Annotated in this window: 11 protein-coding genes; 2 read left to right on the top strand and 9 right to left on the bottom strand. The window is 62.8% G+C overall.

What is annotated here, in order from left to right:
- Positions 1-6: 6 nt before the first annotated feature.
- The 5 genes from ACUN0E_RS41510 to ACUN0E_RS41490 all read right to left on the bottom strand — a co-directional run bounded on the left by ACUN0E_RS41510 (position 7) and on the right by ACUN0E_RS41490 (position 6,805).
- Positions 7-2,472 (bottom strand): hybrid sensor histidine kinase/response regulator, encoded by a 2,466-nt coding sequence (locus tag ACUN0E_RS41510; RefSeq protein WP_445570201.1) that lies wholly within the window; start codon positions 2,470-2,472, stop codon positions 7-9.
- Complete coding sequence (locus ACUN0E_RS41505; RefSeq protein ID WP_445570200.1) at positions 2,469-3,152, bottom strand: chemotaxis protein CheW; 684 nt, start codon at positions 3,150-3,152, stop codon at positions 2,469-2,471. Before ACUN0E_RS41505 ends, ACUN0E_RS41510 begins: the two co-directional genes overlap by 4 nt.
- Entirely contained in the window at positions 3,145-4,644 is a 1,500-nt protein-coding gene (locus tag ACUN0E_RS41500; RefSeq protein WP_445570199.1) for a CheR family methyltransferase, read from the bottom strand. The genes ACUN0E_RS41505 and ACUN0E_RS41500 overlap by 8 nt, the downstream gene beginning before the upstream one ends.
- On the bottom strand, positions 4,641-5,105 hold the full coding sequence (locus tag ACUN0E_RS41495; RefSeq protein WP_445570198.1) for a chemotaxis protein CheW: 465 nt from the start codon (positions 5,103-5,105) through the stop codon (positions 4,641-4,643). Before ACUN0E_RS41495 ends, ACUN0E_RS41500 begins: the two co-directional genes overlap by 4 nt.
- 74 nt (positions 5,106-5,179) lie before the next feature.
- Positions 5,180-6,805: a methyl-accepting chemotaxis protein gene (locus tag ACUN0E_RS41490; RefSeq protein ID WP_445570197.1), complete on the bottom strand. Its 1,626-nt coding sequence runs from the start codon at positions 6,803-6,805 to the stop codon at positions 5,180-5,182.
- A gap of 237 nt (positions 6,806-7,042) precedes the next feature.
- Here ACUN0E_RS41490 and ACUN0E_RS41485 point away from each other — a divergent pair, with 237 nt between their 5' ends.
- Positions 7,043-7,369 (top strand): ecotin precursor, encoded by a 327-nt coding sequence (locus tag ACUN0E_RS41485; RefSeq protein ID WP_408239406.1) that lies wholly within the window; start codon positions 7,043-7,045, stop codon positions 7,367-7,369.
- Positions 7,370-7,475: 106 nt separating this feature from the next.
- On the opposite strand, the gene ACUN0E_RS41480 is transcribed toward ACUN0E_RS41485, so the two are convergent.
- From ACUN0E_RS41480 to mnmE, 3 genes are all read right to left on the bottom strand, one after another.
- A complete protein-coding gene (locus ACUN0E_RS41480; protein WP_325045301.1) occupies positions 7,476-7,637 on the bottom strand; it encodes a hypothetical protein in 162 nt (53 codons plus the stop codon).
- A gap of 285 nt (positions 7,638-7,922) precedes the next feature.
- Entirely contained in the window at positions 7,923-9,134 is a 1,212-nt protein-coding gene (locus ACUN0E_RS41475; protein ID WP_445570196.1) for a tyrosine-type recombinase/integrase, read from the bottom strand.
- A 175-nt stretch (positions 9,135-9,309) separates the two neighbouring features.
- Positions 9,310-10,704, bottom strand: a complete 1,395-nt coding sequence (gene mnmE / locus ACUN0E_RS41470; RefSeq protein ID WP_408337257.1) for a tRNA uridine-5-carboxymethylaminomethyl(34) synthesis GTPase MnmE — start codon at positions 10,702-10,704, stop codon at positions 9,310-9,312.
- 349 nt (positions 10,705-11,053) lie between these two features.
- On the opposite strand from mnmE, the gene ACUN0E_RS41465 reads away from it, so the two are divergent.
- A complete protein-coding gene (locus ACUN0E_RS41465) occupies positions 11,054-11,521 on the top strand; it encodes a helix-turn-helix domain-containing protein (protein WP_408239397.1) in 468 nt (155 codons plus the stop codon).
- Between the two features lie 117 nt (positions 11,522-11,638).
- On the opposite strand, the gene yidC is transcribed toward ACUN0E_RS41465, so the two are convergent.
- Positions 11,639-13,297: a membrane protein insertase YidC gene (gene yidC, locus ACUN0E_RS41460; protein WP_445570195.1), complete on the bottom strand. Its 1,659-nt coding sequence runs from the start codon at positions 13,295-13,297 to the stop codon at positions 11,639-11,641.
- Between the last annotated feature and the right edge of the window lie 6 nt (positions 13,298-13,303).

Below are 13,303 nucleotides of genomic sequence, written 5' to 3'. Positions count from 1 at the left end.
GTGGGTTTAACCGTAAGCTTCGCCGATCAGATCACGCACTGCATCGAGCAATGCTTCGTCATGGAAACTGCCTTTTGCCAGATAGTAATCCGCACCCGCATTCAGGCCGGCGCGGCGGTCCTCTTCGCGATCCTTGTACGAGACGATCATTACCGGCAGCGCCTGCAGTTGTGGATCGCGCTTGATGAGCGTGACGAGTTCGATGCCGTCCATGCGCGGCATATCGATGTCGGTAATCACGAGGTCGAAGCGCTCGCCGCGCACCGCATTCCAGCCGTCCATGCCGTCGACGGCAATGGTCACGTCGTAGCCGCGCGTAGCCAGCAGCTTGCGTTCGAGTTCACGCACGGTGAGCGAGTCGTCGACCACCAGCACGCGCCGCGTGACGCGCCGGGCGGCGAGGGCAGCGCTGTGCTGCGTGTGTTGCAGATCGCCGCCCGCCACGAGCCGTTCGACCGAGCGCAGCCAGTCGTCGACATCCGCGATCAGCACCGGGTCGCCGTTTTCCATCAACGCGCCGGCGGTGATGTTCCTGATTTTGCCGAGGCGCGGATCCAGCGGCTGCACGACCAGCATCCGCTCGCCGAGAAAGCGATCGACCACCACGCCATAGGTTTCTTCGCCGTCGCCGATCACGATCATGCTGACGGTATCGGCTTCGTTGGCAGGTGGCGCGGTGTCGAGAATCTGATGCGCGGTGACGACGCCGATGCGGCGGCCGTCGAAGGCAATGTGCTGATGGCCTTCGAGCAATTCGATATCCGCGCGGCGGACGTGCAGCGTGCGGTTCACATGCGCGAGCGGCACGGCATACGGCTCGCCCGCGACTTCGACGAGCAGGCTGCGAATCACCGAGAGCGTGAGCGGCAACTGCAATTGCACACGCGTGCCGAGGCCGGGTTCGTGCGTGATGCGCACCGTGCCACGTACGCGCTTGACGACGTCGTGCACTGCGTCGAGTCCGACGCCGCGGCCCGAGACATCGGTGACCTGATCGCGCAGCGAGAAGCCGGGCAGGAAGAGGAATTCGAGCAACTCGGTCTCGGACAGGCGCGCAGCCGTTTCGGCGCTCGCCAGTTTTTTGCGGGCGATCGAGGTACGCAATGCGTCGAGGTCGATGCCCGCGCCGTCGTCGGTAACGGTGATGAGCAGCGCGCCGGCAGTGTGGCGCGCGTCGAGCGTGAGCGTGCCTTCTTCCGACTTACCGTGCGCGAGACGGACCGCGGGCGCTTCGATGCCGTGGTCGATCGCGTTGCGCAGCATGTGGCCGAGCGGCGCTTCGAGCAGATCGAGAATGTCGCGGTCGACCTGAGTCGATTCGCCGACCAGTTGCCAGCGGACCTTCTTGCCGAGCGAACGCGCGACGTCACGCACCATGCGAGCGAGACCACTGGTGCCGTCGCCGAAGGGGCGCATCCGGCATTGCAGCGCGGCGTCGTAAAGTTGCTGCGACAGATGCGTCGAGCGGCGGTCGAAGCTTTCCAGATCAGCCAGACGCTCGGCGAGCAGATGCTGCGATTCCGCTGTGAGACGCCGCAATTCTTCGAGCGCGGCGTGCGCACGTGGGTCGAGCTTCAGGTCGGCGAGCGTTTCGTGCAACTGATCCAGCGCGCGCGAGCCGTCGCGTTGGACGCGTTTGACGCGCAGCATCGATTGCGCGAAGGGTTTGAGCCAGCGCGATTCGACCAGCGATTCGCCGGATAAGGAGAGTAGCCGGTCGAGGTTGTCGGCGCGCACGCGCAGCATGCGGCCGGGGTCTGTTGAGGGGACGCTTGCCTCGTTCGAGGCGGGCGCGGTTGCGGCGGTGGCAGACGCTGAGACGCCTGCAGGAGCGGACAGGATTGCAGAGGCTGACGCGGACCCGATTTCCGTCGTGCCGGCCGGTGCGGCTGGGGCAGGCATCGCTTCGGCGCGCAAGGCGCTGGCTAGCAGATTGAATGCGGCTTCTGCCTCATGATCAGCGCCGGCCGATGCGGTTTGCGGTTCGGTGGCTACGCCGGGTGCAGATGCAGAGACGCCGACGTGAGCAGGAATAGACGCAGCCGGCGGCACAGCATCTCTCCGCATTGCCGCCCCATGCGGCACGACACCCGCCATACGCGCTTGCAACGATGCCACGCACGCGCTGACGGCGTCACGAGCGGACTCGTCTTCATCATTGCCGATGCGCGCAACGATATCGACACCGCGCAGCAATTCATCGATCCAGGCAGCGTCGAGCAACGCGCGCCCTTCCTGCGCCGCGACGAAGCAATCTTCCATCGCGTGCGCGAGTTCGACACCGACCTGCACGCCGACGATACGCGCCGCGCCCTTCAGCGAATGAGCCGCACGCATGCAGGCCTCGAGCGCGGCGGCATCGCGCGGTGCGCGGTCGAGGGCGAGCAGGCCGTCATTGAGCACGCGTGCCTGGGTCCGCGCTTCTTCGCGGAAGAGATCGATCAGCGACGGGCGGCGCGGGTCGTCCGTCATCCGAGACTCCGGTTCAAGGTATCGAACAATGCCTCGGCGTCGAGCAGGCCGACCGTCATGCCGCGCCATGGGGCCACGGCGCGCGTGTGCGCGGCGGCCGCGTGCGACAGTGTCGCGGGCGGCGGGCAAAAAGTGGAGACTGCGATCCGATGCACGCCGTCGACCTGATCGACGGGCAACACCGCGTGCTCTTCCGCGCGCGAAACCACCAGCAAACGCGGCAGATCGTGACGCGCTTTGTCGTCGGCCGCAGTGGTGTCGGCCTCGAAACCCAGCAGATGCGCGAGCGACAGACACACCAGCAAGTCGCCCTGCACATTCACCACACCCAGCACCGCGCGATGTTGCCGGTGCGGCAACGTATGAATTGGCCGCGTCTGCACGATGCGCTTGAAGATCGGCGTGGGCAACGCGAGCCATTCGCCGCCGATACGGAAGATAAGGAACGACTCACTCGCACCTTGCGGATCGCGTCGCTGCTGTTGCGCCGGCATGCGGGTCTCATGCTGCGAGAGATCCACCAGCGGAATCGGACGCTCCAGCAATTTGGCCGCTGCCGCTTCGAACACGGGGCAATTCAGGCAGCGCACGTATTCGACCAGCCGCTCGCACGACGAATCGCCGCGCACGCCGATGCGGTTCCAGCAATCGTCGAAGCTCACCGTGCGATCCTCAACCACGTTGCACTCCCTGTGCGCGCGACGCGCGTTCCATTAACAGACGCGCGCCGTTGCGGTCGCCTTCGAGTTCGAGCAGCGTCGCCAGATGCGCGAGCGCTTCGACGTGTTGCGGGTCGAGGTAGAGCGCCTTGCGATACTGGCCGCGTGCGAGGTTCGTATCGCCGCTGGCGTCGGCCAGCACACCGAGCAGATAGAACGCGTCGGCGTGCGGTGCGTGCTGTTCCAGATAAGCGTTGATCGCGTTTGCCGCTTCCGTCAAACGGCCTGCGTCGGCCAACGCGTGCGCGGCTTGAAGCGTGTCGCGTGCGGCGTTGGTCGGCGCGATGATCTGCGGTGACATGAACTCGTGCGACTGCGCGGCGGCTTTGAACGGCGTCGGCGTGTGCTGCGAAATACCGTTCAACGGCGTGCGCGGTGAAATGTCATTCGGCGGTGTGGGTTGCTGAATACCGTTCAATGATGTGGGCTGCGAAACACCGCTCAAAGGCGTCAGCGCTGAAATATCGCTCAATGAGCTACGCGCAACTGGATCGGGCCACGCGAAAGGCTCGGCCGAGAACACCTGCAACGGCGCAAGAGCGGGCACGGGCGAATGCGTCATCGCGAGTGCCGCAGCGGTGGCGAGCGGCGCGGTATGCCAGCCATTGAACTGCGCCTCACCGGGCGTGGCGCGGCGAAACGCGAACGCCAAAGGAATCTTCGCCGACTGCATGCCATGACGCATCAACAGCCCGGTTTCCGCAGGACCCACGAACAGCGTGCCGTTTTCGGCCAGCAGGCTGTTGAGCGTACGCAAGGCCGTTTCCTGTGTTTCGCGGTCGAAGTAAATCAGCACGTTGCGGCAGAACACGAAGTCGTAGACGCCGAGCGTCGTGGCATCGAGTTGCATCAGGTTGGCGCGCGAGAAACGGACCGCGTCGGCGATGCGTGGCGCGAGACGCCAGCCGTCTTCGGTGCGCGTGAAGTGCGCGTCGCGAAACGGGAACGCGTTGCCGCGAAACGAGTTGCGGCTGTACACGGCGCGCTGTGCGACGGCCAGCGAGCGTTCGCTGATATCCATTGCGTCGATGCGCATGTGCGCGGCGTCGATGCCGGCATCAAGCAGCGTCATCGCGATCGTGTAGGGCTCTTCGCCGGTCGAGCAGGGCAGGCTCAGAATCCGCAGCGGCAGCGCAGTGCCGCGCTCGTCAAGGCGTTCGTGCGCGAGACGCGCGAGCGCACGGAACGCGTCGGCATCGCGGTAGAACCAGGTCTCCGGCACCACCACCGTTTCGACCAGCGCCTGCACGATCGAAGGCGACGCCTGCGCGGCATCCCAGTAGTCGGCGAGCGTGGCGTCGGCGTGACCCTCCGCGCACCAGGCGGTGGCGCGCTGATCAACCGCGCGCTCGATCGCGCCATGACCGAGCGACGCCGCATCGAGCCCGATGGTTCGATGCAGCAGATCGACGAAGCGTCGATAAAGCGGGGCGTTGTCGTGATGCGCGTTCATGCGTGCGCCTCGGGGAACAGCAGGGCTTTGACGTTGTCGGGCAGCAGATGTTCGACGCGAATCCATTGCACCAGACCGCCTGCCTCGCTCGCGACCGGGCCTAGATAGCGTGCGTGTGGGATGTCGATGCCGGCATCCTGAAACGCATCGGCTTGCAGGCGAATGGTGCGCGTTGCGCCTTCGAGCAGGAGCGCGAGCAGGCGCACCGTGCCCGCATGCGGATAGCGCACCAGCACGACACGCGTCGACATCAACTGTGCGGCAGGGCGGCCGAGCGCGAGCGCCGGCAGATCGATGACCGGCAGCGGCACGCCTTCGTGATCGAGTACGCCCGCGACCCACGACGGCGCGCCGGGAATCGTTTTCGGCGGCGACTGCGGTGTGAGCGGCATCAGACGCTCCACCTGCGTCGCGTCGATCACGTAGCGTTCGCTATCGAGCGTGAAGAGGATGAAGAGCATCGGCGTGGGCTGGAGTGGAGTGACGTACGTTGTTTGCGTCGAGGTGTGTGCCTGAATGAGCCCGCCGCGGCGCGTCAGGCCACCACCTTGAAGCGCGATACGCCGGTACGCAGACTATTGGCGACGTGCGTCAGATCGTCGATAGCCTGGGTCGACTGACGCAGCGATTCCGCCGTCTGCTGCGCGGCCTCCGAGAGCTGCGTCAGTGCCTGGGTAATCTGCTCCGCGCCGGTGGCCTGTGTCTGCATGCCTTCGTTAACCATCGAGAAGCGCGGCGCGAGCGCCTGCACCTGCTGGATGATCTGCGTGAGATGGCCGCCCACGTTCTGCACGTCGAGCATGCCGCGCCGGACTTCTTCGGAGAACTTGTCCATGCCCATCACGCCCGCTGCCACCGCCGACTGGATCTCCTTGACCATTTGTTCGATGTCGTAGGTCGCCACGGCAGTTTGATCCGCGAGGCGGCGAATCTCGGTCGCCACGACAGCAAAGCCGCGGCCGTATTCGCCGGCCTTTTCTGCTTCGATCGCCGCGTTCAGCGAGAGCAGGTTGGTCTGATCCGCGACCTTGGTAATGGTGGCGACGACCTGGTTGATGTTGCTGGCCTTCTCGTTGAGGATCGCCAGCTTCGCGTTGACCGAGCCGGCCGCCTCCATCACGAGGCGCATGGTGTCTTCCATGCGCGCGAGACCGGCGTGGCCGGTGCCCGCGAGCGCCGCAGACTGGCCGGCTACTTCGGAGACTTCGTTCATCGTGCGCAGCAGATCGCGCGAGGTTGCGAAGATTTCGCGCGACGTGGCGCCGATCTCGGTGGTAGTCGCCGCGGTTTCGTTCGCGGTGGCTTGCTGTTCACGCGAGGTCGCGGCGATTTCCGTCACCGACGTGGTGACCTGGACCGCCGACTTCTGCGCCTGGCCGACCAGCGCGGTGAGCTCGTCGGTCATGCGGTTAAAGCCGGCTTCGAGGGCGCCGATTTCATCCGCGCGGTTCAGTTGCAGACGCTGCGTGAGGTCGCCCGTGCGCATGACGTCGACGACTTGTAACACCTTCGCCATCGGCGTGGTGACCGCGCGCAGCAGCCAGTAACCAGCCAGAACGGCGGCGACGGCGGCGATCAACAGCATCACGAGCAGCACGATACGGGTCGTCTCGACCGAGCTGCGGATGCTTTCGGCGGACTGGTCGGCGTAGGTCTTGTTGTCGTCCACCAGCTTGCGCACGGACAGCCGGCCGGTTTCCCAGACCGGTGTGAGCTGCGTGTTGAAGATCTGCGCGGCGTTCTCTTTCGAGCTCGCCAGGGCGGTCAGCAGCGACGCCTGGATAGGCAGGTATTGCGTGTGTTGCTGCCGGAAACTGTTGAAGAGTTCACGGTCTTCCTGACGGAAGATGGTCGCGCCGTAGTCGTTAAGGAGCTTCTCGAGCGTCTGCTGAGTCTCTTGCAAGCGGGAGGAGTCGCGCTTCACGGAATCCGGGTCCGCGTCGACATAGATGAGGCGCTGCGTGACGGTGTAGTTCTCGAACCAGGCCGCACGCATTGCGGTGGCGTAGTAGAGGCCGGGCATCGAGTCCTGCTGCTGGCTCTTTGCGTCGTGGTCGATGCCGCCGAGTTGCTCGAAAGTGACGATTGCCATTGCCAGCATCACGATCAGCACGATCCCGAAGCTGCACAGAATCCGTTGCCGGATGGTCCATTGTTTCACGCGCACGCCCCTTAACTTTTTGGCTTGGTCCTGACGCCCGATGTCGACTTGTGGGTCTCGGGTCGAAGGATAGGAAAGCTTTTGCGGGTCGTCGGATTTGTCCGACGGGTCACGCGGCGGATTTTACAGGACCGTTCGCGCGACGTTACACCCGTAATGCCCGGTTACCAACTGCAGCATCTATTTCTGCACGCAACCCACACAATCTGTTCCATGCCTGAACGGCGGGAGTCAAACATGAAAAAAATTGCGATGGCGTTGTTGATGGTCGGGAGCCTGAGTGCGGCGGGTCAAGCGTCAGCTCACGGCAATGGCGGCGATGTGGTCGGTGCGCTGATCGGGGGTGCCTTGCTGGGCGCGGTGGTCACGTCCGCATTGAATCCTCCGCCTATGGTCGCTTACCAGCAGCCGGTGTATGCGCAGCCGGTCTATCAGCAGGCGCCGGTGTATGCGGGACCGCCGCCGGGATACTGCTATGACCAGTACCAGCGGGCGTATGTCGCGTGCGGCGCACCGCCGCCCGCACAGTATGGGTATCCGCAGCAGCCGCAACAGGGCTGGTAAACGGAATGCGCTGGCGCGCGCCGCTTTGAGGCTCGCGCGCACCAGAGAAAAAGGCCGTCGCATTGATGCGACGGCCTTTTTTTGTTGGGTGACTCAGCTTGGTGCCTCAGTGCTTGTGATGTAGCCACTCCGCATAGTGCGTGTCGAGCCAGCGCTCGAGGCGCTCAGGCCCTGTCTTATGACGAGGGTGGGACGCAGCCCAGATCACCGCGCCGACCAGCAGCATCACCAAAGGTCCCAACAAATAAGCCATTAACGATTCAGACATCGGAGCCTCCGCCTCGGCTTGCAACCATGTTTTAGTTTAGGCGATGAATGGCGAGAAGAAAGGGCGCTGTGATGGGTTGGCTGGCAGCGCGGCGGGATTGACGTGAATTGGCTGGCGGGGCCCGATCGCAGTGGGATTAAGAACCTTGTGAAGAGATTGCATTCCTTTTTGAAGACTGATGTTTGCGGCTTATGTTTATTTTGTTGTGTACCATCAAGCGCACCGCTGGCCTGTGGGTTTACCGGCCCCTGACAACCAACGTCGCACTTGTCGCATTTGCCTTAATTAGCCGATCACACCTTGTCGGCCGCTCTCGATCTGGGCGTCGACAAAATCCGCCCACAGTTGCAAGCTGCGACGCCGTTGTGCGACATGCTCGGCGTGGTTGTCTCCGCCCGGCGTGTCTTTGACGGCATGCGCCAACGCATTTTCAATCGCCTCCGAAGGCTGGCCCATCTCACGCAAGTGAGTGGCGGCGGTGCGTCGAAAATCATGCAAGACGAAATGCTCCACGTCGAGTCCGAGCGATTTGACGGCCTGATTGAGCGTGCTCTTTGCGATCGGACGATCGTCGCCCCTGACACTCGGGAAGACGAAATTCCGGCTGGTCTTCGTGTCCTGAAGCTCGCGAAGCAGGGCGACCGCCTGATCCGGGAGATACACCACATGCTCGCGGCCCTTGTTCATCCGCGCAGCGGGGATCGTCCAGCGGGCTGCAGTGAGGTTAAATTCGGACCAGGCCGCCTCGACGATGTCCGATTTCCGCACCATCGTCAGCACGAGCAGGTGCAAAGCCAATTTCAGCGGACGTCGAATGTTCGATGCGTAGATCGCCCGGAGCATGGCCCCCATTTCGTCTGGAGTGAGCACGCGGGTGCGGCTGTCCGGCGTCGCGATGAAGCGGGCCGGAATAAGCGCTGCCGGGTTGGTCGTAGCGAGTTGCCGGGCGATCAGGTACTCGTAGAGCCGCTTGACCGCGTTGCGCGTGTGCAGCGCCATCTTTGGCGAGCCACGGCTTTTGATCTGGTCGCATATCGCGCGAATGTCGTCGTCCGTCACGGCTTTGATCGGTTTGGCGCCGATGGCGGGGAGCACATCTTTTTCGAGCGCGCGCCGCGTGGTGCGCTGATACTCCGCCGACTTGCCGGCCATCTCCGTCGCGAGATAGAGTTCCGCGCCCTCACGCAGCACCTCGGCTTTGCTCTCTGCACCGCGGTCGCGTCTCGCCGTCGCCACTGGCGAGACGCCGCTCGCGACCATCTCCGCGTACTTCTGCGCTTTGGCGCGCGCGACCCGCAGTGAAATCATCCGGTAGTCGCCGATTGTGGCGAGCGGTTGGCGCTTGCCGTTAAGCGAATAGCGGAAGCGCCAGACCTTGGTGCCCGTCGTCATGATTTCGATGACGAGGCCGTTACCGTCTGCGACACGATACCGGGTGGCGCGGGGTTCCAGCGCACGGATCTGCGCTTCGGTGAGGGGAGCGGCTAGTTTTGGCATGGCGGGTCTTTGATACACGGACAGCGGTGATTTTAAACCAGCTGTACTCTGTGTACCAAAGAAATAGGCAGATTTAGGTCAACAAATGGTATTCGGCGCGTGTCGGAGAGGTTGTCTCGAATCGCCAGTGCAGGCATGTCAGATAAGACATTGGCGCGAAAATTTTCAACTCGGTTTACTTGCCGATACAAAACCGGCTGAAAATCACTCCGAGCAGATCGTCCGAACTAAATTCACCGGTAATCGAGTTCAACTGGTCCTGCGCGAGCCGCAGTTCCTCAGCGAACAGATCGAGTGCCTGGGAATTCTGATCGGCGTGCGCCGCAGCCGTCGCCAGATGCTCCTGGGCCGCACGCAGCGCAATCAGATGCCGCTCGCGCGCGAGGTACACGCTCTCCGCGCCCGCCTGCCAGCCGGCGATTCGCAGCAATTCTTCTCGCAGCAGCGCGACGCCATCGCCCTGTTTCGCCGACAGCCGCACTTCGCTGAGATCGAGATCCGCGTCCAGCGGCGTCACGGTCGGCGCGAGCCCGGTCAGATCGGTCTTGTTCAGCACGCGCACCACCGGCACGCCGCTCGGGAAGCGGCCAGCGATCGTTTCGTCTTCGGCGTTCATGCCGGTTCGCGCATCGAGAAGATGCAGCACGACGTCTGCGCGTTCGATCTCGCTCCACGTGCGCGCAATGCCGATCTTTTCCACCTCGTCTTCGGTATCGCGCAGGCCGGCCGTGTCGATCACATGCAGCGGAATGCCTTCGATCTGGATGGTCTGCGCGACCTTATCGCGCGTCGTGCCGGCGATCGGCGTGACGATGGCCAACTCCGCGCCGGCCAGCGCGTTCAGCAGCGACGATTTGCCGACGTTCGGCTGTCCTGCCAGCACCACCGACAAGCCCTCGCGCAGCAACGCCCCCTGGCGCGCTTCGCTCAGCACATGCGCGAGGCGCTCTCGGATTCGCGCGAGCTTGCCGCGGGCGTCGGCGGCTTCGAGAAAGTCGATTTCTTCTTCCGGGAAATCGAGCGTCGCTTCGACCAGCATCCGCAGGGTGATGACCTCTTCGACCAGCGCGTGGATGTCGCGCGAAAACGCGCCGTCGAGCGAGCGTCCCGCTGAGCGTGCGGCGGCTTCGGTGCTGGCCTCGATCAGATCGGCAACGGCTTCCGCTTGCGCCAGATCCAGCTTGTCGTTGAGAAACGCGCGCCGCGTGAATTCGCCTGGCTCGGCCAGACGTAGACCAAACGCACGGCCGGCGTCGATGCAACGCTGCAGCACCAGTTGCAGCACGACCGGACCGCCGTGGCCTTGCAGCTCGAGCACGTGCTCGCCGGTGTAGGAGTGCGGCGCGGGAAAATACAGCGCGATGCCGCGGTCGAGCGCATTGCCGCTGTCGTCGAGGAAGGGCACGTAACTGGCATGACGCGGCGCGAGTGCCTGGCCGGTGAGCGCTTGCATCAGCGGCTGCGCGGCGGCTTCCCCGGCACGGCCGCACGAAATCCGCACGACCCCGATTCCGCCTCGGCCGGGAGCGGTGGCAATGGCGACGATCGGATCGGAATCGGTGGTAAGCATGGGGACGAGGCTATCAGAAGGGATTGAATGCGCATGAGTGGGCGCCGCGCATTGTAACGCGGGCCTTTGCAGTCCCTCGTCTCACGACTGGATTCTCGGGTGTAGGCGGGCTTTGTCAGACAAATTAGGATTTATCTTGAATAAGCTAAGATAGCTTGCAACCTATTTGCGGCCGATCGACACGTTCCGCATGTCTGAAATGTATGTCACACAAGGAAAAGACGGGATTCGACAAAATCGCGAAGCGCGTTATTTGGTGGCCATTTCAGGCTAAAAATAGCTTATTTGAGCTATAAAATCACCTAACTGGTTGTCCACTGATTATGCGCCGGATTGCACAATCGGGCCCATGCCGACCTCCAAAGAAAAACACGCTTTCGCCAAACGGCTGGAAGACTCACTCCCGAAAGATTTGAGGGGTGGAACAGCTTTATCCAAGAAATTCAACTTCCTCTATGCCAGTGGTCCCGCCGTTTCACCGCAAACGGCGCATAAGTGGCTTTCAGGTACGACGATTCCGAAGCCCGATAAGTTGCGGGTTTTGGCCGAGTGGCTGCAAGTCGATCTTCACTGGCTGCAATATGGGCCGGGGCCTTCGGGCAAGACCAAGCCGCTCGCCCGTGGCGAGAAATATCCGCTGACGCCGGAAACGGTCGAGCTGGTTACGCAGATGGCTAACCGGTTCGCGGGTTTATCGCCGCGTCAGCGCAATCTGGTGGAAGAACTGATCACTGAATTTGACGGCGGCACGCAACCGGAGACCGACGCCGCGCCCGAAGACACATTGAAACCTAAGAGTTCGTCGGCCGAGTCATAAGGCCGAGTCATAAAAAAAGCCGCCCGGTGTAAACCGGGCGGCTTTTTTACGGCCAGCTTCTGCTTTTGCCTGTCGGTCAACGGGCGTTACCACTGCCCGCTGCAGGCAAGACATCGATCAGGCCGCTTTCACCTTCGACTTACCCATCATCCGCGTGATGTAGTACTGCTGGGCGATCGACAGCACGTTATTCACGACGTAGTACAGCACCAGACCGGCCGGGAAGAAGAAGAACATGACCGAGAACGCGATCGGCATGAACATCATCATCTTGGCTTGAACCGGGTCCGGCGGCGTCGGGTTTAGCTTGGTCTGCAGGAACATCGAGACGGCCATCAGCACCGGCAGGATGAAGAACGGATCCTGTTGCGACAGATCGTGAATCCAGAGAATCCACGGTGCGCCGCGCATTTCAACCGACGACAGCAGCACCCAGTACAGCGAGATGAACACCGGAATCTGAATCACGACCGGCAGACAGCCGCCGAACGGATTGACCTTCTCGGTCTTGTACAGCTCCATCAGCGCCGAATTCATCTTCTGCGGATCGCCCTTGAAGCGTTCGCGCAGGGCTTGCATACGCGGCGTGATCGCCTTCATGCGCGCCATCGACTTGTAGCTTGCCGCCGACAGCGGGAAGAACACGGCCTTGATCAGCAGCGTGAGCAGCACGATCGACCAGCCCCAGTTGCCGACATAGCTGTGGATCTTTTCGAGCAGCCAGAACAGCGGCTTCGCGATGATCGTGACCCAGCCATAGTCCTTCACCAGTTCCAGACCCGGCGCGATGCCTTCGAGCATGCGCTCTTCTTCCGGACCGGCGAACAGGCGTGCCGAGACGTCAGCCGATTGCCCCGGGGCGATGGTCGGCACCGGCTCTTTCACGCCGACGCGATACAGCGCCGGATCGATCTTCTCGACATAGATATCGCGCTTCACACCCTGCTGCGGAATCCATGCCGACGCGAAGTAATGCTGCACCATCGCGATCCAGCCGTTGTCGGCCGAATTGACGAAGTCCTCCTTGTTCTTGTCGATGTCGCTGAACGTCATCTTCTGGAAGTGGTGCTGGTCGGTGTAGACAGCCGGTCCGATGAACGTGTGCGAGAAGCGCGGCGTTTCCACCGGCGTGTCGTCGCGTACCAGTTCCATATAGACCGACGGCGTGACCGGCGCGGTACCGACGTTTTCAATCTTCGTGTCGACACCAATCACGTAGCTGCCGCGCGTGAACGTGTAGGTCTTGATGACCTTCACGCCACCCTTGACCGGCGATTCGAAGCTGAGCTTGAACGATTTTTCGTCGCCCGTCAGATCGGTCGGCTGGTTCGGCGCCGGCGTGTAGATGTCGTTATGGTTCGGGAAATCGCCGCCGAGCAGACCCGTGCGCGCCACGTACGTGTGGTTCGCGGTGCGGTCGAACAGCGTGATGACCAGATCCGGCTGCTTGCCGTCGCCTTGCTTGACGAGCGACAGCTTCGACAGCGTGCCGCCGCGAGTGTCGATCTCACCGTTGTAGACGTCGGTGCTGAACTTGACCAGTTGCGACTGCGTTGCAGCCGGCGCGTTGCCCGGCGCTGCTGCGTTGGTGGCCGGCAAATCGGCGGGCTGGGTTCCCGGCGTCGTGGTTCCCGGAGCGGCGTTACCGACGGTCTTGGTCGGGTTGGCGCTCGGGAAGAACATCGACGGGCGTCCGTGGTCGCGTTGCCAGTTGTCGAACAGCATGACCGCTGACATGAAAAAGATGACCCATAGGACGGTGCGTTTGATATCCATGCGTTG

The sequence above is a fragment of the Paraburkholderia sp. D1E genome, from assembly GCF_052682275.1.
Note: the sequence above shows the minus strand (reverse complement) of the source record. Positions and strands in the feature narration are given on the sequence as shown.

Excerpts from the sequence above, each read along its gene's own strand:
- ACUN0E_RS41485 (WP_408239406.1), top strand. The coding sequence starts at position 7,043 with ATGAAAAAAATTGCGATGGCGTTGTTGATGGTCGGGAGCCTGAGTGCG.
- ACUN0E_RS41465 (WP_408239397.1), top strand. The coding sequence starts at position 11,054 with ATGCCGACCTCCAAAGAAAAACACGCTTTCGCCAAACGGCTGGAAGAC.
- ACUN0E_RS41510 (WP_445570201.1), bottom strand. The coding sequence starts at position 2,472 with ATGACGGACGACCCGCGCCGCCCGTCGCTGATCGATCTCTTCCGCGAA.
- mnmE (WP_408337257.1), bottom strand. The coding sequence starts at position 10,704 with ATGCTTACCACCGATTCCGATCCGATCGTCGCCATTGCCACCGCTCCC.
- ACUN0E_RS41500 (WP_445570199.1), bottom strand. The coding sequence starts at position 4,644 with ATGAACGCGCATCACGACAACGCCCCGCTTTATCGACGCTTCGTCGAT.
- ACUN0E_RS41480 (WP_325045301.1), bottom strand. The coding sequence starts at position 7,637 with ATGTCTGAATCGTTAATGGCTTATTTGTTGGGACCTTTGGTGATGCTG.
- ACUN0E_RS41495 (WP_445570198.1), bottom strand. The coding sequence starts at position 5,105 with ATGCTCTTCATCCTCTTCACGCTCGATAGCGAACGCTACGTGATCGAC.
- yidC (WP_445570195.1), bottom strand. The coding sequence starts at position 13,297 with ATGGATATCAAACGCACCGTCCTATGGGTCATCTTTTTCATGTCAGCG.
- ACUN0E_RS41475 (WP_445570196.1), bottom strand. The coding sequence starts at position 9,134 with ATGCCAAAACTAGCCGCTCCCCTCACCGAAGCGCAGATCCGTGCGCTG.